Below are 24,853 nucleotides of genomic sequence, written 5' to 3'. Positions count from 1 at the left end.
TGCCGCGTCGGGACGGACGCGGCTACGTGTTGCGGGTTGTTAAGGATCAATGGTTGGCGCTTGGTAACCAACTGGTATGTGGCAAAGAATAACCAAAAGGGTTTTTGATGTAAATACCCGGATGGTTATTTTTTTGGGGGGTGAGCTATCGGGAGGGGAGGAACGCGATTTGGTGGGATTGGTTGACGCAAAAACTGTACTTTTGGTCAGGGTAAGGGTTTTTACTTAGGAACTAGTTCTAACGAGTAGTTTAAAATTTCGTTATGAAACAAAAACAAAAAGCACCGCTCAGGGTGCCATTGTCTGTAAAGCAGCAGGTCAAGGAACTGGTCAGCGTGGTTGCGTCTCCCCGCCGCGTGTCGGGGGTATTAGCGCCTCCCCGCGTTGGGAGTGCATGACTTCATCGTGTTCTGGAAAAAAGCCCACTTCGCCGTCATGCGGTAAGTGGGCTTTTTTTTTACGCAGTGTCAGGGCGGGGCCGTGTCGCCATAGGTAGGCTAGGATTTCTGAGATGTTGTTGCCGGCGCTTTCACGCTCGTTGCGCAGAGACATGCCCATAGGCGCGGAGAGAGCGCCTGTTGTGAGCCTGTAGGCTAGTGCGTCGAGCTGGCTAGTCAGCATTTGCCGCTCTGCCACTGGCCACGCAAGCAGCATGTCCGGGCTGGGCAGGTTCCAGTAGAGCTTGTCGGCTATTTTCATAACGACGCCTACGCATTCGGTGTCATCGCTGGCCAAGTCATATTGCCAGTAAACCTGCCAGGATGTAGCGCGAATCATCGGCTGCTGATCGGTTTCGGGGGTGAGCCGTTTGCTTAGCTTGTTGACCAGTTTGGACTCTGGTTTCTTGCTCTTGCTCATGCCACTTTTCCTTTGATCCAATCCGCGCTGCTGCGAGACTCAATAAATTCGGCGGCGGCAGCTGCTTCCTTGCGCTTTAGAAGGTCGTCCCACCAGTCAATGATAGTTCCCTTTTCCTGCGCCCACGCCTGGCTTGCGAATTGGTGGCTTTCTTCTATGGCGTTTGCTGATGCCGGATCTGGCACGCCGCCATAGGCTAGATGCAGCAATTTGTTGTGGAGATAGCCGGCGGTTTTTAGGCTGTCGGCTGTCCAGTCTTGCCCGCCTAGTATATCCGCATAGTCAATTAGGGCGAAGTCGCTTTCCCCTAGCCATAGCAGGTTGCCCGCGTTGGCATCGATATTTTGCAGCCATTGATGGAATGTAATGGCGGCGGGTAGCTGGGTCCACTGTTGTACGCGCTGGCGCCAGGCAATGGCGTCCGCTTCGCTGACCAGCGTCAGTTTGCTGTCTTGCAATTCCTCTGTCGCCCATGTGGGGAATAGGTCGTCATCGCCACCCGGCCAGGTGTATTCAGGGAAAAGCTTGCGCAGCTTGCGGACATGGATGAGCAGAATAAAGGCGCGCGGGGCAGTGGAAAGGCCGCAGGCCCGTGCAAGCAGATAGCCGGCTATTTCGTTCGCCAAAGCTTTGCTTTCCTTGCTGGAGGGGAAGGCCTTGACGTAGGCGGTCAAGGTTCCGCCGTCCGGGGCGCGCAATTCTGCTCGATGGACGCAGGATGAATAGCCGTCGATTCGTCGCGCGGCGTGCAGGTGGTGGCCTGCGCCGAGCAGGGTAATACTCATTTGGTGTCGGACAGTAGGTTCAACAAGCTGGCGATAGTAGCAGCCAGGGCCGGGCTTGGCGACGAGCGGATAAATTGCTCCAAGCTGTCGCGCAAGGGGCTGGGGTCAAGCTGTTGCGGGGGGTGGGTAATATCCATCCAGCCGTTAGGCAGCGGGAGGGATTGCTCGATATGCCGGGCGAAGTTATGGCCAATCCTGCATCTGCCGCGCAAATACCTGGAAATCTGCGACTCGTCACGGTCAAGGGCCGTGGCGAAGGCTTGCTGGCTTTCGTAGTTGCCCGCAAGTGTCGTCAGGTTTCGTTGGCGAATGGCGAAGATGTCCATGGCTGGATGCTGTCGCATCTAGACTCAAGGTGGAATGACGCGAGAAGTCAATTCGCGTCAAGATCGCCGTTTTTATCGTCCTTGGGTGTCGGGGATGCCGGATTTACTCCGGACGGATTGTCCAGCTGCTTTGCCAAGCGGGAGGCAATCGACAGATTCCCCGCATGAACCGGCGCCGCCTTGTCGCTGGATGCGTGGCCGAAACTTTGGGTTAGGGTCCGCATGGTTTCTATCAGCTTGGGGCTCAAGGATTGGGCAAGGTAAGCCCTGTACAGGTCTTTGACCAGTTCTTGCAGCTCTGCCGGCAAGGCTTGCAGGTTGATATCTGCGTCGGCGCCGTCTCCGGCGGCGTCGCCTTCAAGTGGCTGGTCGAGCTGGAATTTGGCAAGGCCGACTTTCTCTTCAATCTCGCGTGCCATGTCCTCGCCAATGTCCCGGCGGTGTTCGCCTTCCGAAAACAAGCGATAGATCTGTGGCCGCGCTTTGCCCATGAAGTCGGCGAACTTGCCCTTATTGCCATTGAAGCGCTCGTTAATGAGCTGCTGCAGGCGTTCGCGTCTGATGGTGTGCTTCATGAGGGTGATTGAACCGCATGCATAACCCTTTGGTAAGTCTCCGTTGGGGTATTGATTATAAGAATCCATGTGGTTATCATCCTCTTCCATGACACTCAAAGACTTTTTGCGCGGCCTTGGCGATGACCAATGCCGTTCCGAATTTGCCGCCCGATGCGGCACGTCGCTGAACTACCTGAAGTCGATCGCCTACAACCGCAACGGCAATGGCAAGAGTGCCAAGGCCTGGCTTGCCGTTGCGGTTGATCGAGAGAGCCAAGGGGCTGTTTCGATGGAGGTGTTATGCCCCGAATTTGATTGGGGCTACTTGCGTCAGCGATTGAAATGATTTCCCCGCGCCCCGTCCCCCACGACGAGGTGCTTGGCCGGTTTTCCGGCGCTTTTTATTCGTTTCCGCCCGGTCTTATGCCGGGTGAGTCCAACTATAGCGAGGCCCAAAATGAAAAGCATGCGAAACAGTTCGCAGAAAACCGTGATTGGTGCGATTCGGGAGCATGTAGACCTCTGGCGTCGTCAGCAGGGCATGACGCATCAGGTTGCGGCGGCATGCGTGGTCGAGGCCTATTTTGCCGGGCGGTTTGACCGGGTATGGCCGATGGACTTTGTGATTGATGGCGATGATTACCGCCATTTGAAGAACAATTCTGATCGGGTTTGGCGCTGGCTGGATGACCAAACCAAAGGGACGGTATTGCTGCCCGCCAATCTGATTCCGGCGGTGTTGATGGCGCTGCCGCAAAACTTGCGCTTGCAGTGCGTGGCCGAGTTGCTGGCGCCGCTTGGCATGGCTCCGACGCTGCTGGTCCAGCAGGAAACCGATTCTTGTCACTCGGCGCTGATGGCTTCGGCGTGCAAGGAGTCGGGGGAGGGGCTGGCGGCATTTGCGCAGTTGTCCGAGGGCATGACGCCGGGGCAGTTGCGCGCGGCGTTGGCGGAGGTGGAAGAGTCGATCAGCGCGCAGCAAGAGCTAGTCCACTTCGTAAAAAGCCGCTTAGGCGAAGTCGCGGCATGACGGTCAGCGTCCGCCAAATGGTATTGCAGCGGCGCGCCTGGCGCGTGCGCAAGACGTCGCCAGATCGGCGGCGCGAAGAGGGGCGCGCTTTCCTGCAAGACCTGGCGCGGATGCTTGGCGAGATGGAGATAAGGCGGCGTGTGGACGGGGATGTGGTGCAAGGAGAGCGGTGATGTTTCCGCGGATGCGAGATATATCCGCCAGTTGCCGACCCCGGCAATGCGCCGCGCGGAACGGGCGCGCTTGGCTCTGGTGCATGGCAAGGGCTATTGCTGGGACGTCGAGCGGGCCGAGAAAGAAGGCGGGCTGGGCTCTGAGGCGAGTTTGCCGCCGTTGGTGTTGGAAACGCATGAAAACCCGCGTGAGGCCGCTTTGGCGGCGGCGCGCAGACGAGTGTAGGTGGCTTTGCAAGTTGTTGTAAGAAATGGCTTTGATTTGTGGAACTTGAACGGGATAATTACGCCCCCTTCGTTCTTGCAAATGGAATTAAAAAAATGAAAGAGCTTCATCAATTTTACGGAAATAGCGCGGCGAACATTCTGGATGTCACGCTTTCAGGCCGCGAGCTCCGCTTTTTGTTTTGTCGTAAGCCTTATGACGTGAAGGTCTATTTGGGGCTGCGGGCTTTCGCTCTGGACGGCGGAGAGGTGGTGGTTCGATACGGTGAGTTGGCGAATAAGGTTCGGGGCTGGCTCCGGTATTGCGAAGTGACCGGCGACCGTCTGGTGATGCGGAACTCGCTGGGTGAATCCAGCGCGCCACGTTATGCGGACGATAAAGAGCTGGAAGAGGTCCGAAAAGCGATGAAGCGACTTGAGGCTGACGGCTTGATTGCTGTTGGCCGACGTGAGGGGGCGGATGGCAGGCAGAGAGCCTTCTGCACCTTCCCGATGAGGGAAATGGAAAATGAACCAGCAGGGAACGAGTACCCATAAGGGATATCAGAAGGGCGGCGAGTGCGGTAAAATCGCGTCCCCTACATTGAGCGCGGCGATTGGCCGCGCTTCCGATCCATGCCGGGCGGCGGTTGCCATGCAAGACCCGAAAGGGGAAAGCAATCGGCCGACTCGTGGCGGCGTTCAACCGCCCGGCGCCCATGCATTGCGCGGCTGGGATGGCCTGCGCATTGATCGCAATTACGCAAACCCTTATACTGCTGAGCAGGTGCTGAACACACCTACTCGTAGCAGTGCCCCGCGACTGAATCGCGGTATTTTTGCGCCCACGTTTTCCAGTGAGGCGGCTTTGCGCCGCCTTGCCTCCGGTCAATGTCGGGTGGCGGTTGCCATGCAAGACCCGCAAGGGAAAAGCAATCGGCCGTCTACGAGCGGTGTTCAACCACCCGGCACCCTTTTGCCCTTGAACAAGGCAGAGGGGGACTTGAACAAATCTCGTAGGAGGACAGACATGTCCGCTATCTCCCCGCGCGCGTCTTCGGACGCCGACATTCTGGCGCGCCTGCGCCGTTTCCCTTCCATTGCTCCGCTGATCGACGCCGCTTTGCGCCCCGATACCTGCGCAGCGAATGCCCATGCCTTGAATACCGCAGCCGTCCGTTTGCAAGAGGCGCGGATGCTGCTGACGCTGGCTATGTCGTCCGGCGAGCTGCTGGCAGAAACGCCGGCCTGCAATGCCTTGATCGTGCTGGAGAGGCTGCTTGAGCAGGTGGATGACTTGCTGATGGTGGCTCTGGTAGATGGTCGGAAAGGCGGTGTGTGATGAAACGACCATCTTTCCAGTTCTACCCGGCGGATTGGCTGGGCAATTCAAATCTACGCCGCTGCACTCACGCCGAAAAAGGCGTGTGGATGGATATCATGTGTTTGATGCACGACTCCGAGGAGTACGGCATTCTCCGTTGGTCTTTAAAGGAGATCGCGCAGGCGGTTGGTTGTAAGTTGGCCGACCTCAAGTCGCTACAGGCCAAGGGTGTGCTCAAAGGCAGCGATACGTTGCTGGATGAAGCCCTCACTTATACCCCGGTATCAGGCCGCCGGAAAGGCCCAATGGTGACGCTGATCGACATCACTAAAGGCCCGCTTTGGTACTCATCGCGTATGGTGATTGATGAGCACAAGCGCATGGCAAGATCAGGTACTGAAGGCTCACCATCTGATGCACCAAAGCCCCCCTTTGGTGAAGACATAGGTGATGCACCAAACCCTTCACCCTCTCGTGCGCGTCCCCGCGCCGGCGGACGTCCATCTTCTTCTACATCTTCTTCTCTCTCTCAAGAACCTAGCGGTTCTTTCGCGAGAGAGGGTTTTCAAGAGCGAGCGGATGAGGCCGGCCTCACCTCTGCCCCTGTGGATTTAACGCCGAGCCTGCTGCACCGCGGTATCGCGGCAAACCAGCACCTAGACCTGGGGAATGAGTTGGCGATGTTCCTGGCCAATGCCCGCGCCAAAGGCCTCATGTCGGCTGACTGGGATGCTCAATTTGAATTGTGGCTGCGTCGAGCTCGTAGTTTCGGAAGCGGGAAGGACCAGCAGCAAGCTGGCCAGTGGTCTGGTGCTGGCCATTCCGGCGCGAAGCAAGCCGCCCTTGGCTCGGTTCTGAATCCCCCGCCGCGCGGCCTGCCCTCGTCCGAACGCGAAATCCACGGAGAGGTGATCCAGCATGCATCCTGACTTGATCCTGAATGCCACATGCAGCATTCCGTTGCGCTGGGTGGACGAAATTTTCCGTCGGCTGTCTGGTCGTTTTGGCGCGCAGTTCACCGAGAAATTTCGCAGTGGCGTGCTTGTCGACCATGGAGGCAATCTCATCTCGCTAGGCGGCGACATGTCCAGCGCGGTGGATGCGGGCATAGAGGCCGCCAAGCAGGTTTGGGCGGAGGAGTTGGATTTTGCTGGTATCACTCCGGACCAGATCAAGCGTGGGCTGCAAGAGCGCTATCAGTACCCGCCTAGCTGCGACGAGTTTATCCGCGGTTGCCAAGGCGGTGGAGGAGTAGGCCGCGACCCGGAAACGCTGTTCTATCGCGCTCAGGCTGAGATGGGAAATCGCCGTGCACGCAAAGCGCAGAATTGGCCCAATCGGCCCTTGTTTTGGGCTGCTGCAGCAATGGGTCAAGAACTTTTGAAACATGACTATCGTAATCAAGCAGGACGGTGGAGGGCCATGCTGGATGCAAATGCCGGAAATGAGCAAGCCATTCCGGATGTGTCGGATGAGAATGCCCTTCCGGCGCCGACTGCGGAGTTGAGTCGACAGGATGCTGAAAAGCGTCTGCAGAAATTGGGTGGCACTGTGAAGTCTATGTCTTCCGGGAACGCGAGCGGCATTGCATGGGCGCGCCGGATTGCGGTTGAGGTGGCAGAAGGTCGTTCTTCCACAAATGGATATGGCCGCAAGCTGGCAGCTGAGGCATTTATCGGACTGCACTTGGAGGTTCCTGATTCGTTGAGTGGATATTTGTCCAAGGCTTGACCTTGCCGTTGGCGGGCAGGTTTGTATAAAGGGTTTGGCAATCCCTTCGGGTTTGCCAGCCTTTACATGGTAAAATCGCGGCTTAAATAAAGCCTGGCGGTATGGCCGACCGGGCTAGGGGATTCCTCAGTGGGTTAATGAGGGGTTCATAAAGTGATTGAATGCGAAGTTGTGAATCAAAAAGTTGATGTGGTTTCTGTTGTACGCAAAGCATTGGAAGTTTTGTCTGCTGTTGGTGGTAAGGCCATCGATTACGGCAAGCAATCTGGAGGCGGCGAGTTTGCAGGTGCTGCGGTGATGGATTATGAGGCGGCGGTAGCCATTAACTTGGCCATGATCGAACTCAAGCCGGAATGGAACCTGGCGTTGATGTGGAAGGTGCTGAGCAATGACCCCCGCGATGGATGGGTGGTGTGCCAGGATTTGGCGTGCTTTGCATCGAACCACCTTGGTCCGTCTGGCGATAAGTTTGGCCGCGACGGCTTGCTTTATTGGGTGCGACACTGGGCGCGACGTGATGGTAGCTCACGCGAGGCGGCGTGGAAGTTTGGCCATGGGTACGATACGCACCAGCGATATTATCGAGAAACCGTTGAACCGTTGTTGTCTGGTTGGTTCATCGCCGCTAAGGGTAAGCTGGAGCCGGTTATCGCATGCTACTTTGAAAATCTTGTGGAGGCCGCTTGACAGGATGAAAATCGGTCACTAACATGTGTTTTGCAGCGACCCAAATTGCGTCCAAAGCCCAAGTTTAACGACTTGGGCTTTTTGCATTTCTAATGCTTCGGCGCTGGGTTGTGTGGTTGTTGTGCTTGATTTGACGTGCCTTGAGCGCCCTGGCCTTGCAGCCGGGGCGTTTCTTTTTGGGGGATGGGGATGCAAAGAAGCGTTGAGCGGATCGGGGAAATGTTCGGCGTGCTGCCGGAAGCGTTTCGCAGCGAGGTCAAAGAGACGGCCGGCCAGATCGCGGCCATTCTGGATGCGTTGCCTGAGTGTCAGCGTGGCTGGGTCGAGGCGTTGGTGATGGCGGATCGGCTGGGGCTGGAGCTGGAGGGTGGGGAGCCTGGCAAAGTCTGAGGCCTTCCGGGGCGAAGTGATTGGAGGTGGAAAGGGCTGTCGGGTCAGGGATCGACAATTGAGGGAGGGAAAATGGGTAAACGGCAGAGTTGTCAGGCGGCAGTCCTGGCACACAAGAAGGCCAGTGTAAATGCAGGCATGGTCTAGAGAACTGCCTGCATTGCGCTGCTATTTTTAGGTTATCGGAAATGCTAACGCATAACGTACACCATTCCCAAGTGCGCAGGGCCGCCAGAGGGAGGGGAGCATGCTCCACCTGAGCTAGCCCAAGCTCCTCCAACAAGCGAACCAATCATGGAGCCAGCATAGCCTACCAATACGGAGCCTGCAGGGCCGCCGAGCAGGCCTATTGCGGCTCCGGCCGAGGCACCAAAGCCCATCCCAAATGCTGCGCCGATCATGACTTGATTTCCGCAATCGGTAGCGCGACTGCCGCCCGAAACCTCTTCAACTTCACTTAATGACATTTCTTTCATTTTCGATCCCTTTTTTTTAAGAAAAAGAAAAGTGCTATGGTTGGTAAAATTGATGCTGGTATGGACTTTATAATTACATTGGAGATGTCAATCGCTGCATCATGTGGAGAGTAAAAGACAACGGTAAAGTAGAGAATGGTCGAAAATATTGCTAGTGAAACTAAAAAGGAAGCGACGGCTTTAATGATTAGTAATGCCACGATTGCTCCTGCTTTTAATTAAATATCCTCACGGGCTATTTGTATGCGTAAGGTAGTGCTCTTGTCAGCTATGTTGGATGGTGGGCGGGAGTCGTTACCCCGCTTTTAGACTCGCAAATAAGTAATTTGGTGTCAATATGACGATGATATTTTTATGGGATTGTGACGTTTAAGTAACAGCTTTGTTTGATTGGTGATGGTTGAAGGCGAGTCAATGTTGAATTGGTGGTGGCGTTAAGTTGTGGAATTTTCTGTCCCAAATTTCTTGCTTCAAGGTTTGATATTTCAGTTTTTTGAGATGGAGTGGTGGTAGTGAATAAGGGAGAGCGATCTGTACTGACTGTACTATACGTAGTTTCGGTCCTTGTTCGGTGCTTGAGTAATTCCTCACTAACATGCCGTCAACGCCGCCACGGGTACGTCTGAAGCTCAAGCAAACCGCTTTGGCTTTTTTGCATTGGCGGAGTTAGTCATCACAGTTTTCTTTTAGCAGCGCCCCGGTCTTTGGCCGGGGCGTTGTCGTTTTGGGGGGATGGCAACAACGGGGCGGGTGAGACGGTCAGTGGCAAAACGCGGGGGACCCTGGCAAAGTCTGAGGCCTCACGGGGCGGTGGACCCTCGAGACTTTTTTAGCGGCAGGTTCTGAAAGTTAGTGAAATTTCACCGGATGGGGGGTGGGTGAAATCGAGGTGAAAAAATGACTTACCTGAGCAAAAAGGCCTTTGCGGATTCGCAGGGTTGGGCGCCCAGCTACGTCAGCAAGCTGGGCAGTCAGGGCCGGCTAGTGATGGCGCCGGACGGCAAGAAAGTGGATGTAGAGGCCACGTTGGCCAAGATCGGTAAGACGGCGGACCCGTCGAAGGCCGGGGTGGCGGATCGCCACCGAGCTGCGCGGGTAAAGCGCGAGGTCTATGCGAGCGAGGACGATGAAGCGCCGCAGGATGCCGCGCCGGTTCAGCCTACTGGTGGCTCGCCGCCACCGCTGACGGGGGCGGTAGATTTTCAGGCCGCGAGGGCGGCAAAAGAATACTACTCGGCGCTGACGATCAAGGCCGAGTATGAGCGCACTTGCGGCAATACGGTGGAGCGCCAGGCGGTGGAGGCGGCGGCGTTTCGCGGCGGGCGTATGGTGCGAGACTCGCTGTTGGGCTTGCCGCCGCAGATCGCCAGCGAGCTGGCGAACATGACGGACTCTTGGCAGATCGAGCGCTATTTGGCGGATCGCCTACGCCAGGTGTTAACCGATGCGACCCGACTAGGGGAGGACGAATTGAAGAAGGCCATGACGGCCTGACGAGTGACTAGGAGTAACCGCCATGTATGCAGACGGACACGCCGCCTACATGGCGGGTTGGCGCGCCGGGATGACGCCTGATCCGGCGCTATGGGTCGATGACTGGTCGGAAGAATTCCAGCGCATCAGCCCGGAAGCCGGCGCCGCCGAGCCCGGCAAGTACCGCGTAGAGCGGACGCCGTATGCGCGGGAAGTGCTGCGCAAGCTGTCGCCTGAAGATCCGTGCCGCCGCGTGGTGGTGATGGGCGCATCGCAGATGCTCAAGACGCAGGTGGCCTTGAACTGGATAGGCGCCTTGATCCACATGGCGCCCGGCAACATCCTGGCGCTTGAGCCGTCACTGAGTGTGGCCAAGCGGCTGTCAGACCGGATCGAAAAGAACATTGACTGTGTTCCGGAGCTGCGCGCCAAGGTGCCGCCGGCCCGCTCGCGCGATAGCCGCAACACGATGGACACCAAGCAGTTTCCCGGTGGCTCGCTATTCATCACCACGGCCGGCAGCGCCGCCAACCTGGCGGAAGTCTCGGTGCGCTATCTGTATGGTGACGAGGTGGATCGCTGGGATGGTGACGTCGGCGGCGAGGGCGACCCGGTCGAGCTGGCCGAGGCCCGAACAACCACGTTCGGCCGCAATGCCAAACTCTACTATTCCAGCTCGCCCACGGTGGAAGAGGCGAGCCGGATTCACAAGCTGTTTCTCGATGGCGACCAGCGTTATTACAACGTCGCCTGTCCGCATTGCGATGAACGCCAGGTGCTGGAGTTCGAGAACTTGCGTCGGTCGGAAGATGACCCGAGCGCAGCGGTCTACGTCTGCAAGCATTGCGGCGTCCATATCGACGAGCATCACAAGACAGCCATGCTGGCCGGTGGCCAGTGGGTGGCCACCGCCAAAGGCGACGGCAAAACCGTGTCCTATTGCATCAGCGCGCTCTATAGCCCGCTGGGCTGGCTGAGCTGGGGAGAATTGATGAGTCAACACGACAAGGCAAGTATTGCTTTGAACGCGGGCGATCCTGGCCCGATGCAGGTTTTCTATAACACGCGCCTGGCCAGGCTGTGGAGCAACACGCAGGAGCGGACGCGCGGCGCGGATCTGAAGGCCCGTGCCGAGGACTACGCCTTGCGCAGCATCCCCAGGGGGGTCTTGATGCTGACTGCGGCGGTGGACACGCAGCATAACCGGCTGGAAATGCTGGTGAGGGGCTGGGGCGTGGGGCTGGAAAGCTGGGTGATCGATCATCAGGTCATCATGGGCGACCCGGCCGAGGAGCAGACGTGGCAGGCGCTTGATGAGGCCTTGCTGTCGGAGTTTGTTCACCCTCACGGGCAGCGGATGAAGATCGCGGCGGCGGCGGTTGACTCGGGCGGCCATCACACGCAAGAGGTCTACCAGTTCTGCCGCGTGCGGCGCTGGCGCAATGTATTCGCGGTCAAGGGGGCGAGCAAGCCGGGTAAGCCAGTGATCGCCGCGGCCGCGAGCAAGGTCGATGTGACCTGGCAGGGGCGGACAGAGGCCGGCGGCGCTGAGCTGTGGCATGTCGGAACCGACACGGCAAAAAACTGGATCTACAACCGTTTCCAATTATTGGAAGGTCCGGGCGCGATGCACTTCAGCCGCGACTTGCCCGACGATTTCTACGATCAGCACACGGCTGAGCGCAAGCTGGTTCGCTTCGTGAAGGGCCGCCGCGTCGAAGAGTGGGTGAAGCCCAACGCCGCGCGTAATGAGGTGCTGGACCTGTCCGTCTACAACCTGGCGATGGCGCATTACATGGGCCTGCACAAGTATGGCCTGGCCGATTGGGAGCGGCTGCAAATGCGCTATGCGCAAACCGGGCTGTTCGATAGCGGCCCGCCTGAAACCGACAACACGGCAATATCCAATGAAACCCCGGCCTCAAGCGCCGGGGTTTCTGTTTCTAACCCTGTCCCGCCGCGCCGCGTCGCGCGGTCGGGCTATTTGAAGCGGCGCTGACATGGCATTTTCGCAAGCAGATTTGACGGCGGTAGAGACGGCGCTGGCGCTTGGAGAGCGCGTGGTGCAGTACCAAGACCGCCGGGTTGAGTATCGCAGCGTGGACGAACTGATGCGGGTAAGGAACCAGATTCAGCACGAGCTGACGCGACGAGCCGGCGGCGGCTATGTCCGTTTCTATCACGCCGGCAAGGGGTTCTAAATGGCTTATCCGACTCTGGCCGGGCGCGGCTTTCAGCTGCCTGTCCGGCTTAAGGCCGCCTATGACGGCGCAGGCCAGGGCCGGCGGTCTATCAACTGGCAGCCCAGCGGCGGCGGGCCGGCGCAGGCCAGCACAACCGGCTTGCAGACGTTGCGCAACCGCAGCCGCCACGCGGTGCGCAATGATCCCTATGCCGGCGGCGCCATCGACAAGCAGGTATCGAACCACATTGGGACCGGCATCGTGCCGCGGCCCAGCAATGCCAATCCGGCTATTCGCGCCGCCATCAGCGAGCTGTGGGAGGACTGGTGCGAGGAGTCGGACGCTGACAACGTGCTGGACTTCTACGGGCAACAGGCATTGGCTGCGCAGGGTACTTTCGAGGGCGGCGAGGTGTTTGCGCGGCTGCGGCCCCGCCGGCTTGAGGATGGTTTATCCGTGCCGCTGCAAGTGCAGCTGCTGGAGGCGGAGTTTGTGCCGCACGACAAGAGCGGCCAGGCGCCGAATGGCAACCGCATCCGGCAGGGCATCGAGTTCAACGGCATCGGCCAGCGGGTGGCCTACTGGATGTATCGCAGCCATCCCGGGGAGGGGGCTGGCAGCGGCGAATATAACAGCCTGGTGCGGGTGCCGGCGGAGCAGGTCTTGCACGTTTACGATCCGACCCGGCCGGGCCAGCTGCGCGGCGTGCCGATGCTGCATCGGGTGTTGCATCGCCTGAAAAGTCTGGATGAGTTCGACGATGCGGTGCTGTTCCGTCAGGAAGTGGCCAATCTGTTCGCTGGTTTCATCCGCCGCAACCCCAGCGCCCAGCAGTATCCGGGTGAGCCTGGCATGCAGGGGGAGCGGGACTTCGCGCCCATGGTCGGGCTGGAGCCCGGCACGATGCAGGAGCTGGGACCGGACGAGGATGTGGTATTCAGCCAGCCGCCGGACGCCGGCAACAACTACGACGAGTTCATGCGCCAGCAACTAGCCGCCGCCGCTGTCGGCAGCGGCGTGCCTTACGAGCTGTTGACCGGCGATCTGCGCAACATCAATGACCGGGTGATTCGCGTCATCCTCAACGAGTTCCGGCGCCGAGTGGAGCAGCGGCAGCATGCCGTTTTCGTGCATCAGTTCTGCCGGCCGGTGTATCAGGCCTGGCTGCGGATGGCGGTGTTGTCCGGCGCGTTGGATCTGCCTGGCTTCGCTACCAATCCGCGACGCTATCAGCGCGCGCGCTGGGTGCCGCAGGGCTGGGCCTACATTCATCCGGTTCAGGATGTGCAGGCCGACCGGATGGCGGTGCGTAGTGGTTTCGACAGCCGGACCGGCGTGCTGCTGCGGCGTGGCCGCGATCCCGACGCGATAGACCGGGAGGCGAAAGAAGACAACGACCGCGCGGATGCGCTGGGGCTGCATTACGACTCCGACCCGCGTGAATTGGGGCAAGAGCGGCTTATCTGAGGAAGAGAAATGACGAGACAAGCGAGAGTGGTGAATATGGCCACGCCATCGGCGCACCCCGAAGGCGATGGCTGGTATCGAATCAGCAATCAGGCGGCCGGGGCCGGCCAGCCGCTGGAGGTCGAGCTATACGACCAAATCGGCTTCTGGGGCATCCGCGCCGCCGACTTGCTGCGCGAGCTGAAGGCGGCCGACGACGGCCTGCGGCCCATTGAGGTCGGCATCAACAGCATCGGCGGCGACGTGTTCGACGGCCTGGCGATTCACAATGCCTTCCGCCGTTACGGCGAACGGGTGACGGTGCGGATTGACGGCGTGGCCGCCAGCATTGCTAGCGTGATCGCGGTTGGCGCGCATCGCGTGGTGATGCCGGCCAACGCCATGATGATGATCCACAACCCCGGCATCGAGTACGCCAGCGGGGAAGCCGACGACCTGCGCACGCTGGCCGACATGATGGACAAGGCCAAGGCCAGTTTGATCGCAGCATACCGCGCCAAGGCGCCGAGTCTGGCTGAAGACGAGTTGAGCCGGATGATGGACGCCACGACCTGGCTCACGGCGCAAGAGGCGTTGGCGCTGGGCCTGGTGGATGAGGTGACGGACAGCGTCAAGCTGACTGCCAGCGCCGGCCAGCGCGCCAGCATCGGCCGCATGCGCAATGCGCCAGCGGCTTTACTGGCGGCGCTGCAAGGCGAAACGCCGCCGGCGCCGGTTGTGCCGGCAGATCCGGCGGCGGGCGGTGTCGAGCTGGTCAACCTGCTGGCGCGGCTGTGCCTGGAGGCGAAGTTGCCGACCGAAGCGGTGGCGGCGGTGGCAAGTGCCAGCCGCATGGCCAATGAGGCTGAGATTCGCCGCGGCGTAGAGCAGGCGGTGGCGGTACGCAATCTGTGCTTGACCGCCAAGCTGCCGGAGCTGGCCAACAGCCTGATCGCGTCCGGCGTGTCGGAGGATGCCGCGCGGGCGCGGTTGTTCGACAAGCTGGTAATCAATGCCGGTGAGGAGTTGGACAACGTAGTGCCGGAGGCCTCGCCGTCGCCGGTTGCCGTCAACCGCGGCCCGTCCGCATCGCAGATTTACGCAAAGCGCCAAGGCGCAAACAACAAGGTGTCACGATGATTGCAAAGAACCAAGCGCCGCGAGCCGGCGAGTTTCTGTTGTCCACGGTGGGCAATCTCAGTATGGACATGGTGAAGCTGGCCGCCGGCCCGGCGTTGCCTGCCGGCCAGCTGCTGGCGCAAAACCCCGATACCAAGGAGTTCGAGCCCTACGATTCGGCCAAGGCGAAAGCCAAGCCGGCGGCGGCCGTGCTCTATGCCCCGCAGCCGGAACGCGGCGTGGCAGAAAATGCCGGCGCCGTGGCGCGGCTGGCCGAAGTGGTCGGCGCGCAGCTGACCGGCCTGGATGCAGCGGCCACGGCTGCGCTGGCCGCGCTGTTCATCGTCATTCGCTAAGCGCGCATTTCCCGACATTCCAAGCCCCGCCCTGGCGGGGCTTTTTCATTGGAGCCTGACACATGGCCAGTATCGATATTTTCAACGACGACGCATTTTCCATGGCCAGCCTTACGGCCGCCATCAACGAGCTGCCGCACACGCCGAGCCGGCTGGCGAGCCTGGGCCTGTTCCATGAAGAGGGCATCACCACGCTGACTGCGCAGATCGAAAAGGATGGCGACACGCTGGCGCTGGTTTCGGCTGGCGAACGCGGTGTGGCTGGCCAGGTGGTCGGCGGTTCCCGCCGTACCCTGATCCCGGTCAACACTATCCATTTGCCGCAACAGTCCACCATCAAGGCGGACGAGGTGCAGAGCTTGCGCCAGTTCGGCAGTGAAACCGAACTTGAGTCGGTGCTTGGCATGGTAGGCAAGCGCCAGGCCAAGCATCGCCGCCAACTTGATGTGACCAACGAGTATCACCGCATCGGCGCCATCAAGGGGCAGATCCTGGATGCGGACGGTAAAACGGTACTGCTGGACGTATACCAAACCTTCGGCCTGAAACAGCGATCCATCGAGCTGGACCTGGGGAAGGATACGCTGCGCATTCAGTCACTGGATGTGCATGAAGCTGTCGAGGATGCGTTGGGCGCGACGCCGCATACCGGCGTGCGCGCGTTGTGTGGCAAGACCTTTTGGGCCAAGCTTCAGGGGAACAAGGCATTTTCCGATTCGGCGCGAGACGCGGCGCTGGCAGCGGCGTTGCGTGGCGATCCGCGCGATGCTGTCGAATACGCCGGCATCGTGTGGGAGCGCTATCGCGGCAAGGTCGGCTCGGTTGGTTTCATTGGCGATGATGAGGCCTATGCGATTCCGGAAGGCGTGCCGGAGCTGTTCATTACCCGTTATGCGCCGGCCGACCATATCGACACGGCTAACACCAACGGCCTGCCGTATTACACCAGTCAGGAAGTCATGAAGCACGGCAAGGGCGTGGAAATCGAATCGCAGTCCAATCCCATCAACCTGTGCACCAATCCCGGCGCCGTCATCAAGCTGACCGCGAAATGACCGATTTTCGCGCGCTGGTGGCCGGCATGGACGCGGTGGTGCTGGATCGGCTGGGGGATGTCGCCTATGTCGGCGCGCGCGAGCTGCGCGGCATGTTCTATGCGCCGTGGCTGGCGCCGGCCTTGGGCGGTAGCCGCGCCAGCATCCGCGAACCGCATTTCAGCGTCCGCGACGGCGATGCGGCCTTTGCCCCGCAAAAGGCGGTGTTGATGGTGCCGCGGGAAGGTGAGTTTGATGTGGTGAACCATCACCCGGATGGGTCGGGCTGGACCGCCTTGATACTGCGGCAGCGCGGCCCGGCCGGTGCCGAGGATGGTTCAGTCTACAACCTGAAATAGTGAGGGCGCGATGCTGAGCATGAAATCAGAGTTCGACATTCGGCCGGTGCTGGTCCTATCGGCCGGCTTGCGTGAAGAGGCCATCCGCCAGGCTTGGCGGCGGGCCTTACGCAAAACGGGCGAGTGGATCAAAACCCACGTTGCTCGCCAGCTGTCCGGCGAACTCAAGATTCCGGCCAAGGTGCTCAAGCAGCGCCTTTACTTTTTCTTGCGCGGCCTGATGCAAGGCAAGGTCTGGTTGGGCATCAATCCACTGGAGGCGGCCCGCCTGGGGCGGGTGCGGCAGACGCGAACCGGCGTTACTGCTGGCCGCCATCGCTTCCCTGGCGCCTGGGTGATGAAGTACCGCGATCCGAATGGCGTTTATCGTCGGACGGGGCGTGATCGCGGCGAATACGCGAAGGTGATGTTCGAGTGGGATGAGGCGGCGGAGCGCGTGTTTCGGCAGGTGGCGGCACAAGCGGAAGCTCGCCTGCTGGTGGTGCTGGAACAAGAAATCCGCTGGGAACTACACAAGGTGACGGGATGATTGCACTTCAAAAAACGATAGAAGACCGGTTGCGGGTGGCATTGGCGCCGGCCGTCTCGGTGGCGCTGTATCCGGCGTTGGAAGATGGCATGCAGTTGCCTATGGTGTCGCTGGAGCTGGACGAGTTTGCGCCGGGCATCGATCCTGGCAACAACCAACTAGGCTTGGTGGCCACCATGCAGGCCCGCGTCATTCTGGACCCGAATCTGGTGGATGCGGAATTGCTGATTCGCCAGTTGGCGGCGCGGGTGGCGCTGGAGGTGCATCGAGCCCATGGCTTCGGTCTGGAGTCTGTTGCGCCGGCCAAGATTCGGCGCCTGGTGCCGGACGGCTTCAGCCGGCCGGAGCTGGAAGGTTATCTGGTGTGGCTGGTGGAGTGGACCCATGAAGTCGACATTGGCGAAGAAGCGGATTTGACCGAGCCGCGGGCGCCAGTGTGGGGCGGCGGCCCGGCCGGCGATACGCCGCCTGCGGAGGGGGTATGAGCTACGAGATGTCGGAGCTGGACCGCCAAATGTCTAATCTGGTGATGCCGGGTTCGGTGTGCGCGGTACAGCTGAAGCCGCCGCGCGTGCGGATCGAGGCGGACGGCTGGGCATCGGATTGGGTACCGTGGTTGGCGTTGGCCGCAGGCAAGGCCCGCCACTGGCGCCCGCCCAGCGTGGGAGAGCAGGCGGTTTTGCTCAATCCGTCCGGCGATCCGGCGCAGGGCTTCGCCCTGGTCGGTTTTTACACGGACGCCTTCCCGGGTGACGGTCGGCCGGATGTGGTGGGCTGGCTGATGCCAGATGGCGCGGTGCTGGAGTACGACCACGCCGCCGGCTCGCTGCTGGTCAACGGGACCAAGACAGTGACGCTGAAGAATGCCGAGGCGGTGGATATCGAAAGCGGCGGGGCGGTGACGATCAAGGCAGCAAGCATCAAGCTGGATGCCCCAGAAGCGGAAGTGACCGGCAATCTGAAAATCGGCGGTGGTTTGTCGCAGGGCGCTGGTGGCGGCGGTGGAAATGCCTCGTTTGGAGGATCGGTGCAGGCGGCTGGAGATGTGACGGCTGGCGGCATCAGCCTGCAAGGCCATACGCATATGGAACAGGGGGATGGGGAGAGGACGAGTGCTCCTGTTGGGTGAGGCGGAGTGTTGATACTAGTTTACTAGTCCATACTGTAACGGCATGCATTTGCATGAAGTTAGGAGGGCTGCGTATGTCTGGGACTTTGCAGTGTAGTGATTCAGTAACCATGACTAATGAAAAGGGTACTGGAGAGGATGACTGTCCGTGTGGTTCCTGGATAGAGCATTGGAGTAATCATTCCGGGGTCTCTGGTGTTATTACTTGCTTTGTTTTGGGCTGTAAGAAAGTCGCAACAGATGGCGCGCACGTTACATTAGATCATGTCGCCAAGAAAAGTGGTGGATTTCGGACGTTTATTGCGCCAATGTGTCATGAGCACAATTGCCAATTTGGACAAGATTTTCAGGCTAAACCAAATTCTGTATTTGTTAGAGTTGGTAGTGATTGATAGATTTATTCTAAAAGGCCCCGCAGGTGCGGGGCTTTTTTATTGGGGGTGTCGTGAGTAAAGTCAAAGGTCAAGTTGTATCTCTGCCGGTGGTTTTTAAAGACTTGGTTTTTAAATCGCGAACGTTGGTAATGCCAAGTGGTGAAGTGCTGAGTGTGTCGGGTGGTCAGGCTGTAGCCATGACGGATGAGGCGTTGCAATTCCTAACGGATCATGCGGATTTTGAATCTGTAGCCGTTCCGGTGGGGTAAGGCTATGTCGCTGCTGGGAATGAATCGTGAAACCGGCCAGCCGCTTTCCGGCATCGCGCATTTGCAGCAGTCGATAGCGGACATTCTTTCTACGCCGCTTGGCACGCGGCGCCAGCGGCCAGACTACGGCAGCCAGTTGCCGCGCATGGTTGACCAGCCTGGCGGCGCCGGCTGGGTGGCCGCGGTGCAGGCTGAGGCGGCCCGGGCATTGGCGAGGTGGGAGCCGCGGTTGAAGCTGCGGCGCGTGGTGCTGGTTTCGATTCTGGATGGGCGGTTCACGGTGCGCATCGAGGGCGATTATCAGGACATTGGCGAAGTGACGGTTGAGGTGACCACATGATTGATTTGCCGCAGTTGCCGCCGCCGCAGGTGGTTGAGGCGTTGGATTATGAGGCGATCTACGCGGCCAAGTTGTCGAGGTTTCAGGCGCTGTATCCACAATATACGGCGGTCTTGGAGTCCGACATGGTGGTCAAGTTGTTGGAGCTGTCCGCCTATGACGAGTTGATGGGCCGGGCGCGGATCAACGACGCAGCCACGGCGAGCATGCTGGCCTATGCGCGCGGTGACGACTTGGACCATCGGGCGGCTGACTTCGGCGTGTCGCGGCTGCTGGTGCAGCGCGGCGACCCGGACGCGGAACCGCCGACCGATGATGTGTGGGAAGACGACGAGCGCTTGCGCTATCGGACACAGATGGCGCCCGAAGGCTTGGCGGTTGCCGGCCCTCGCGGCGCGTATCGCTATCACGCGCTGAGCGCGTCGGCTGAAGTGGAGGATGTCGAGATTGAGACGCCAGAGCCTGGCCGGGTGCGTGTCTGGTTGCTGGCAAGAGATGGTGTTGCCGGCCCTGCGTTGCTGGGGGCGGTGGAGGCGGCGCTCAATGCCGAGAATGTCCGGCCGCTGTGCGATACGGTCGAGGTAGCCGCCGCGCAGCCGCGGCCATACGCCATTGTCGCCAGCATTGTTTATCAGCCGGGCGGCGAGGCCGTGAGTGGCGGGCTTGCCGGCGCGCGCAAGCGCCTGGCCGAGGTGCAGGCCAAGCGCCGAAAAATCGGAGGCAGCATGCCGCGGTCGGCCATTAGCGCCGCCCTGCATGTCGCGGGCGTGGACCGCGTCAACATCGTGAGCCCGGCTGAGGATGTGATGTGTCAGGTTGGCCAGTATCCCGACTGTGCGTCGGTCGAGGTGACGCCGCCATGAGCCGTCATCTGTTGCCACCGAATAGGACGGCGTTGGAGGCAGCGTTGGCCGATGCGTTGGCGCTGAATCTGGATGCGTCGGCATTGCGTGGTTTGGCTGACAGCGCGCGCTGTCCTGCTGTGGTGCTGCCGTGGTTGGCCTGGGCGCGCAGTGTCGAGCAATTCGACGCGGCACGGACGGAAGCGGAGCAGCGGGCGCTGATTGCCTCGTCGTTCGATGTGCATCGCCGGAAAGGGACTATTGCCGCCGTGCGCCAGGTGTTCCGGGATTTGGGCTTGGGCGAGGTGGCGATTGACGAGGGGACGGGCGGCTACCGCTATGACGGCACTGGCGCATATGACGGTTTCGCCAGCTACGGCGATCCGGATGGCTGGGCGGAATACCGCGTTCGCATCGACAAGCTGCTGAGTGTTGAGCAAGCCGGCGTGGCCCGCGCGCTTTTGGCGGATATCGCGCCCGCGCGCTGCGTGCTGTTCGGCCTGGACTTCTCTGCGGCGGATCTGATTTACAACGATATGGCGTCCTATGACGGCGCTTACACCTTCGGAGTAGCATAGATGGCTGACCTAATAGAGCCTGCTAACCCGGGATTTCCCGGTGTCTATCAGCTGGAATTGACCGATCGCGTCAAGGCTGGCGCTGGTGGTATCTCGAACCGTCAGGCTGAGCAGTTGGTGGAAAGGACAGGGTTTCTCAAGAAAAAAGTTGACGACCTGGTATCCGGCGCGCTGACTGCGAAGAGCGCCGAGCACCTGGCCGCGCCGCGCAATCTGGCCATGACGGGCGATGGCGCATGGTCCGTGACGTTCGACGGCAGCGGCAATGCCAGTGCCGCAATGACGCTGGCCAATACCGGTGTGGGCGCCGGCAGCTATGGCGTGGTGACGGTCGATGCCAAGGGCCGTGTCATCGCCGGCCGGCCGCTGGAGGCGGCGGACGTGCCATGGCTACGCGAGAAATTTGCGGCGGCATCGGCGGTAAACGAACTGGCGGCCCAGGTTGCAAACAAGGCTGACAGAGGTGCCACCCTGGCCGGATATGGCATTACGGATGCACTGCAACTGCAGCCAGATATTGCGGCGCCGGTGGATCTGGACACCATCATCGCCAGTGGCAGCTATCCCAACCCGGCCAACGTCAACGCCGCCAATGGCAAAAACTGGCCCTGCCCGCAGGCTGGCAATTTAACGGTGCGCCAGGCCGGCGAATTCGTTTATCAGGTCTATCAGGCGTTTGCGGATGGCGGCTTCTGGCACCGCTGCCGCTATCAGGGGCGATGGAACCCCTGGCGGCGCCTGGCAGATGCGGCCGCCATTCAGGATGGCATTGCCGCCGCGACGCCGCCTGGTCAGATCGCCTATTTCGCCCGCGATACGCCGCCGCCTGGCTGGCTCATCTGCGCCGGCGCTCAGGATGTCGCGCGGACTGCCTATGCCGCGTTGTTTGCGGCCATTGGTGATAGGTTCGGAGCCGGCGATGGCCGGACTACGTTTGGCGTCCCTGACCTGCGAGGGGAGTTCGTCCGCGGTTGGGATGCTGGGCGCAACGTCGATGCCTCCCGTGTGTTCGGGTCCGGCCAGGCGTCTCAAAACCTCTGGCACGATCACGCCATCCCGACACCCGGCTCGACAACGGGTGGGGATACCGTGCGCACCGACAACGGCGGCACCGGCTTGGATGCCGGCGCCAGGCACACATCCAATGAATTTTTGACCGAATTCGGCACGGGCCGGCAGCTTCGTTATGCCACGTATGGCTCCGGCGGCAGTGAGTCCCGCCCCCGCAATATCGCGCTCCTGGCCTGCATCAAAATCTGAGGAGAACCCCATGGCTGATAAAAAAATCGTGTATTGCTATAGCGCCGATACTGGCGAATATGTCGGGCAAACGACTGCGCAACGCTCGCCGCTGGAGCTGGAGGAGGAGGTCTATCTTGTCCCTGCCTGGGCTGCTGCGGATGCGCCGCCGCCGGCCGCCTCACGTCAGGCGGCGGTGTGGCGTACCGACGATGGCCGCATCCCCGCCCATTGCATCCTGGGCGGCAGCTGGCAGCTGCTGCCGGACTGGCGCGCGGTACCGCTGTGGGATACCGCCACGGCGCAGCCGATTGCCGCGCAGCTGGGCGACACGCCGGAGGCGCTGGGCGCGACTGAGTTGGCGCCGCCGCCGTTTGGCGTGTGGGATGGCGCAAGCTGGCGCGTTGACCACGCCGCCGAGGCGGCCGCACAGCGCGCCGCGGTGGAAACGGAAATCGCCGCCCGGCGCGGCCAGGCGGACGCCGCCATCGTGCCGCTGCAAGACGCCACCGATCTGGACATGGCGACGCCGGCCGAGTCCATGCTACTGGCAGCCTGGCGACGCTATCGGGTGGAGTTGTCCCGAGTGCCGCTGCAGCCTGACTACCCTGCGACGATAGCCTGGCCGCCGGAGCCATCAGCTCAATAACAAGCCCCGCAAATGCGGGGTTTGTCGTTTCTATTTCCTTGAACTGGAGTAAGTAATGCCCAAGTCTGATCTTTACCATGGTGTCACGGTAACGCTGGTGGAAACCGGGCCGCGCACCATTGCGCTGCCGTCGTCGTCCATCATTGGTCTGGTGGATCTGTTTGAGCCCGGTGCCGGCCTGGCGCAGCCGAATACGCCGGTCAAGCTGACCAACAAGCGAGAGGCGGCTGAAGCCTTTGGCGAAAACAGCCCGATTTTCCGCCAACTCAAAACCATCTTCGACAAGACCGCCGCCGCGGTGGTGGCGGTCGGGGTGACTAAGGCCAAGACCGATGCTGAGCAGATGAGCGCGGTGATTGGCGGCGAGTTGGCCGGCGGCGGCCGGACCGGCTTGCAAGCGCTGCTGAGCGCCAAGAGCGAGCTGGGTTTGCATCCGCGTCTGCTGGTGGCGCCGGGCCATTCGTCCAAGCAGCCTGTCGCGGCGGCGCTCGATGTGCTGGCGAACCGGCTGCGGGCCGTCGCCATCATCGATGGCCCGAACACGACCGACGACGAGGCGATCAAGTATGCCCAGCTGTTCGGCAGCAAGCGGCTGTACATGGTGGACGCGGGCGGCATCAAGGTATGGGACAGCATCACCAGTTCCGAAACCCTGCTGCCGGCGTCGGCCGCCGTCGCTGGCCTGTTCGCCGCCAAGGATGGCCAGCGGGGCAGCGGCAACGGCGGTTTCTGGTGCTCGCCGTCGAACACCGAGTTCGCCAATGTGCTGGGAACCGGCCGCGCTATCGAGTACCTGTACGGCGACGAAACCTGCCGCGCCAATCTGCTGAACCGCGAGAGCATCAGCACCATCATCCGTGAAGGCGGTTTCCGGCTGTGGGGCAACCGCACGCTTAGCGCCGACCCGAAGTGGTCCTTTGTCACCCGCGTCCGAACCACGGACATGGTGATGGACGCGATCCTGGCCGGCCATCAATGGGCGGTGGATCGGGGCATTACCAAGACCTATGTGCAGGACGTGACGGAAGGCCTCAATGCGTTCATGCGCGATCTGAAGGCGGAAGGCTGCGTGATTGACTTCGAGGTGTATCCGCACCCGACCAAGAATACGGTCAGCCAGCTGGAAGAAGGCAAGGTGCGCTGGGTGATCCGCTTTACCGACGTGCCGCCGGCCGAGAACCCGATTTTCGAGGTGGAAGTAACCAATCAATGGCTGACCGAAGTGTTGGCGGCCTAAGCGAGGATGACTGAATGATTCCGCAAATTCTGACGAATATGAATCTGTTCTTGGCCGGCGACAGCTACGCCGGCCGGGTGGCCAAGCTGACTTTGCCGAAGCTGAAGCGCAAGACCGAGGCGCACCGCGGCGGTGGTATGGATGCTGAAATCGATATGGCGGTAGGCCTGGAAAAGCTGGAAGGGGATTTCTCCCTGGTCGGCTTCGATGTGAAGTCGCTGTCCTGGTTCGGCATCGCCGATGGCAGCGCCTTCAATGGCAGTTTCCGCGGCAGCTTTACCGACCGCAAGGGCAAGGTGCTGGCTGCGACGGTTCACTTCCGCGGCATGCTGACCGAGCTGGATATGGGCAGCTGGGAGGCCGGCAAGAAGGATGAAACCAAGTACGCCATCGGCCTGGACTATTACAAGCTGGAAGCAGACGGCCAAGTCGTGTTTGAAATCGATCCGGTCAACTGCATTCGCATCATCGATGGCAAGGATGAGTTGGCGGCCGAGCGCGCGGCGCTGGGCATCTAATCACTACTCAACATCAAACCGGCGGCCCCGATTGGGGCCGTTTTTCATTGAAAGAAGACCATGAACCAAACCGTGAAACTGACCAGCGCCATCACGCTGAATGGCGTCAAAACCGACACCATGACTATGCGAGAGCCCACTGTGGGCGATCAGCTGTCTGCCCGCAAGGTGGCCGGCGCCGATGATGGCGAATACGAATTGCACATGTTCGCCAGCGTGCTGGGTTGTGCGCCGAGCGATCTGCATCAGCTGACGATGTTCGATTACGCGGAGCTGCAAAAGGCCTGGTTTCGGCTGGTTAGCCGCGATGAATCTGCCGGAGGCGAGCCACGCTGAATGGTGGCGGGCGGCGCGCGGCTTGGCGAGGCGCTACGGCTGGAGCCCGGACGTGATCCGCGCTTTGCCAGTGTCAGAGTTGGCGAACTGGCTGGCGGATTAGCGGACGCGCTTGCTGCAGATGGCCATCAGGATGGCAAACACCAGAATCGGCACGCAAAACACCAAGATGCCGGCGATGGCGCCATAGAACAGGTTGGCCAGGCTGAGGCCGTGCGTGTAAGCCGAATGGCCGGCGCCAATGGCGGCAAAGCTGAAAACGACCGCCAAGCCGAAGGCCATGAATTTATCTTCTGTGGAAA

General features: G+C 60.5%; 35 protein-coding genes. 30 read left to right on the top strand and 5 right to left on the bottom strand.

Going from position 1 to position 24,853, the window contains the following annotated elements:
• Nucleotides 1-330 precede the first annotated feature (330 nt).
• The 4 genes from U6115_RS20335 to U6115_RS20320 are packed head-to-tail and all read right to left on the bottom strand — an operon-like array spanning nt 331 to nt 2,634.
• Nucleotides 331-858, bottom strand: a complete 528-nt coding sequence (locus U6115_RS20335) for a hypothetical protein (RefSeq protein ID WP_043581371.1) — start codon at nt 856-858, stop codon at nt 331-333.
• Complete coding sequence (locus tag U6115_RS20330) at nt 855-1,643, bottom strand: hypothetical protein (RefSeq protein ID WP_043581373.1); 789 nt, start codon at nt 1,641-1,643, stop codon at nt 855-857. Before U6115_RS20330 ends, U6115_RS20335 begins: the two co-directional genes overlap by 4 nt.
• A complete protein-coding gene (locus U6115_RS20325; protein ID WP_043581374.1) occupies nt 1,640-1,969 on the bottom strand; it encodes a helix-turn-helix domain-containing protein in 330 nt (109 codons plus the stop codon). The genes U6115_RS20330 and U6115_RS20325 overlap by 4 nt, the downstream gene beginning before the upstream one ends.
• 47 nt (nt 1,970-2,016) lie before the next feature.
• Nucleotides 2,017-2,634, bottom strand: coding sequence for a hypothetical protein (locus tag U6115_RS20320; protein ID WP_059184217.1), 618 nt, complete (start codon nt 2,632-2,634; stop codon nt 2,017-2,019).
• Between U6115_RS20320 and U6115_RS20315 the strand changes: the two genes are divergently transcribed.
• The 30 genes from U6115_RS20315 (at nt 2,633) to U6115_RS20170 (ending at nt 24,551) form a co-directional block, all read left to right on the top strand.
• Nucleotides 2,633-2,872, top strand: coding sequence for a helix-turn-helix domain-containing protein (locus U6115_RS20315; RefSeq protein WP_059184216.1), 240 nt, complete (start codon nt 2,633-2,635; stop codon nt 2,870-2,872). The genes U6115_RS20320 and U6115_RS20315 overlap by 2 nt on opposite strands.
• Nucleotides 2,873-2,983: 111 nt before the next feature.
• Nucleotides 2,984-3,556, top strand: a complete 573-nt coding sequence (locus U6115_RS20310; RefSeq protein ID WP_146008434.1) for a hypothetical protein — start codon at nt 2,984-2,986, stop codon at nt 3,554-3,556.
• Complete coding sequence (locus U6115_RS20305) at nt 3,553-3,729, top strand: hypothetical protein (RefSeq protein WP_155294758.1); 177 nt, start codon at nt 3,553-3,555, stop codon at nt 3,727-3,729. Before U6115_RS20310 ends, U6115_RS20305 begins: the two co-directional genes overlap by 4 nt.
• Nucleotides 3,730-4,050: 321 nt before the next feature.
• On the top strand, nt 4,051-4,491 hold the full coding sequence (locus tag U6115_RS20300; RefSeq protein ID WP_043581387.1) for a hypothetical protein: 441 nt from the start codon (nt 4,051-4,053) through the stop codon (nt 4,489-4,491).
• Complete coding sequence (locus U6115_RS20295; RefSeq protein ID WP_146008435.1) at nt 4,463-5,275, top strand: hypothetical protein; 813 nt, start codon at nt 4,463-4,465, stop codon at nt 5,273-5,275. Before U6115_RS20300 ends, U6115_RS20295 begins: the two co-directional genes overlap by 29 nt.
• The gene (locus tag U6115_RS20290; RefSeq protein ID WP_146008436.1) at nt 5,275-6,186 is read left to right on the top strand and encodes a hypothetical protein; all 912 of its coding nucleotides are present in this window, start codon (nt 5,275-5,277) and stop codon (nt 6,184-6,186) included. Before U6115_RS20295 ends, U6115_RS20290 begins: the two co-directional genes overlap by 1 nt.
• A complete protein-coding gene (locus U6115_RS20285; protein WP_059184214.1) occupies nt 6,176-6,988 on the top strand; it encodes a hypothetical protein in 813 nt (270 codons plus the stop codon). Before U6115_RS20290 ends, U6115_RS20285 begins: the two co-directional genes overlap by 11 nt.
• Nucleotides 6,989-7,141: 153 nt before the next feature.
• Nucleotides 7,142-7,675: a hypothetical protein gene (locus tag U6115_RS20280; RefSeq protein WP_146008437.1), complete on the top strand. Its 534-nt coding sequence runs from the start codon at nt 7,142-7,144 to the stop codon at nt 7,673-7,675.
• Nucleotides 7,676-7,894: 219 nt separating this feature from the next.
• Nucleotides 7,895-8,065, top strand: a complete 171-nt coding sequence (locus U6115_RS20275; RefSeq protein WP_155294759.1) for a hypothetical protein — start codon at nt 7,895-7,897, stop codon at nt 8,063-8,065.
• Nucleotides 8,066-9,438: 1,373 nt separating this feature from the next.
• Nucleotides 9,439-10,035: a hypothetical protein gene (locus U6115_RS20270; RefSeq protein ID WP_043581400.1), complete on the top strand. Its 597-nt coding sequence runs from the start codon at nt 9,439-9,441 to the stop codon at nt 10,033-10,035.
• A gap of 22 nt (nt 10,036-10,057) precedes the next feature.
• Complete coding sequence (locus U6115_RS20265) at nt 10,058-12,013, top strand: phage terminase large subunit family protein (RefSeq protein ID WP_043581401.1); 1,956 nt, start codon at nt 10,058-10,060, stop codon at nt 12,011-12,013.
• Between the two features lies 1 nt (nt 12,014).
• On the top strand, nt 12,015-12,215 hold the full coding sequence (locus U6115_RS20260) for a phage head-tail joining protein (RefSeq protein WP_043581402.1): 201 nt from the start codon (nt 12,015-12,017) through the stop codon (nt 12,213-12,215).
• Nucleotides 12,216-13,664: a phage portal protein gene (locus U6115_RS20255; RefSeq protein WP_043581403.1), complete on the top strand. Its 1,449-nt coding sequence runs from the start codon at nt 12,216-12,218 to the stop codon at nt 13,662-13,664.
• Nucleotides 13,665-13,673: 9 nt separating this feature from the next.
• Nucleotides 13,674-14,783, top strand: coding sequence for a head maturation protease, ClpP-related (locus U6115_RS20250; protein WP_043581404.1), 1,110 nt, complete (start codon nt 13,674-13,676; stop codon nt 14,781-14,783).
• Nucleotides 14,780-15,118 (top strand): head decoration protein, encoded by a 339-nt coding sequence (locus U6115_RS20245; RefSeq protein WP_043581406.1) that lies wholly within the window; start codon nt 14,780-14,782, stop codon nt 15,116-15,118. The genes U6115_RS20250 and U6115_RS20245 overlap by 4 nt, the downstream gene beginning before the upstream one ends.
• Nucleotides 15,119-15,180: 62 nt before the next feature.
• The gene (locus tag U6115_RS20240; protein WP_043581408.1) at nt 15,181-16,173 is read left to right on the top strand and encodes a major capsid protein; all 993 of its coding nucleotides are present in this window, start codon (nt 15,181-15,183) and stop codon (nt 16,171-16,173) included.
• Nucleotides 16,170-16,511: a head-tail joining protein gene (locus U6115_RS20235; RefSeq protein WP_052258460.1), complete on the top strand. Its 342-nt coding sequence runs from the start codon at nt 16,170-16,172 to the stop codon at nt 16,509-16,511. Before U6115_RS20240 ends, U6115_RS20235 begins: the two co-directional genes overlap by 4 nt.
• 10 nt (nt 16,512-16,521) lie before the next feature.
• Nucleotides 16,522-17,040: a hypothetical protein gene (locus tag U6115_RS20230; RefSeq protein WP_043581409.1), complete on the top strand. Its 519-nt coding sequence runs from the start codon at nt 16,522-16,524 to the stop codon at nt 17,038-17,040.
• Nucleotides 17,037-17,525, top strand: a complete 489-nt coding sequence (locus U6115_RS20225) for a hypothetical protein (protein WP_146008438.1) — start codon at nt 17,037-17,039, stop codon at nt 17,523-17,525. Before U6115_RS20230 ends, U6115_RS20225 begins: the two co-directional genes overlap by 4 nt.
• Nucleotides 17,522-18,169, top strand: coding sequence for a phage baseplate assembly protein V (locus U6115_RS20220; protein WP_052258462.1), 648 nt, complete (start codon nt 17,522-17,524; stop codon nt 18,167-18,169). The genes U6115_RS20225 and U6115_RS20220 overlap by 4 nt, the downstream gene beginning before the upstream one ends.
• A gap of 74 nt (nt 18,170-18,243) precedes the next feature.
• Nucleotides 18,244-18,561, top strand: coding sequence for a hypothetical protein (locus tag U6115_RS20215; RefSeq protein ID WP_146008439.1), 318 nt, complete (start codon nt 18,244-18,246; stop codon nt 18,559-18,561).
• A 53-nt stretch (nt 18,562-18,614) separates the two neighbouring features.
• Nucleotides 18,615-18,812, top strand: a complete 198-nt coding sequence (locus tag U6115_RS20210) for a hypothetical protein (protein WP_146008440.1) — start codon at nt 18,615-18,617, stop codon at nt 18,810-18,812.
• Nucleotides 18,813-18,816: 4 nt separating this feature from the next.
• The gene (locus U6115_RS20205; RefSeq protein WP_172670401.1) at nt 18,817-19,152 is read left to right on the top strand and encodes a GPW/gp25 family protein; all 336 of its coding nucleotides are present in this window, start codon (nt 18,817-18,819) and stop codon (nt 19,150-19,152) included.
• On the top strand, nt 19,149-20,015 hold the full coding sequence (locus tag U6115_RS20200; RefSeq protein ID WP_043581411.1) for a baseplate assembly protein: 867 nt from the start codon (nt 19,149-19,151) through the stop codon (nt 20,013-20,015). Before U6115_RS20205 ends, U6115_RS20200 begins: the two co-directional genes overlap by 4 nt.
• Entirely contained in the window at nt 20,012-20,572 is a 561-nt protein-coding gene (locus U6115_RS20195) for a phage tail protein I (protein WP_043581413.1), read from the top strand. The genes U6115_RS20200 and U6115_RS20195 overlap by 4 nt, the downstream gene beginning before the upstream one ends.
• Nucleotides 20,573-21,832 (top strand): phage tail protein, encoded by a 1,260-nt coding sequence (locus U6115_RS20190; RefSeq protein WP_052258463.1) that lies wholly within the window; start codon nt 20,573-20,575, stop codon nt 21,830-21,832. It abuts the gene before it with no gap.
• A 10-nt stretch (nt 21,833-21,842) separates the two neighbouring features.
• Nucleotides 21,843-22,460 carry a tail fiber assembly protein gene (locus tag U6115_RS20185; RefSeq protein ID WP_052258464.1) on the top strand — a complete coding sequence of 206 codons (618 nt, stop codon included), beginning with the start codon at nt 21,843-21,845 and terminating at the stop codon, nt 22,458-22,460.
• A gap of 55 nt (nt 22,461-22,515) precedes the next feature.
• Nucleotides 22,516-23,697, top strand: coding sequence for a phage tail sheath C-terminal domain-containing protein (locus tag U6115_RS20180; protein WP_043581417.1), 1,182 nt, complete (start codon nt 22,516-22,518; stop codon nt 23,695-23,697).
• A gap of 14 nt (nt 23,698-23,711) precedes the next feature.
• On the top strand, nt 23,712-24,215 hold the full coding sequence (locus tag U6115_RS20175) for a phage major tail tube protein (protein WP_043581419.1): 504 nt from the start codon (nt 23,712-23,714) through the stop codon (nt 24,213-24,215).
• Nucleotides 24,216-24,287: 72 nt separating this feature from the next.
• Entirely contained in the window at nt 24,288-24,551 is a 264-nt protein-coding gene (locus U6115_RS20170) for a phage tail assembly protein (protein WP_181243171.1), read from the top strand.
• Between the two features lie 99 nt (nt 24,552-24,650).
• Here U6115_RS20170 and U6115_RS20165 read toward each other — a convergent pair whose 3' ends face one another.
• Complete coding sequence (locus tag U6115_RS20165; protein WP_043581421.1) at nt 24,651-24,833, bottom strand: hypothetical protein; 183 nt, start codon at nt 24,831-24,833, stop codon at nt 24,651-24,653.
• Between the last annotated feature and the right edge of the window lie 20 nt (nt 24,834-24,853).

It is taken from the genome of Chromobacterium subtsugae (assembly GCF_035919665.1).
GTDB lineage: Bacteria > Pseudomonadota > Gammaproteobacteria > Burkholderiales > Chromobacteriaceae > Chromobacterium > Chromobacterium subtsugae.
Note: the sequence above shows the minus strand (reverse complement) of the source record. Positions and strands in the feature narration are given on the sequence as shown.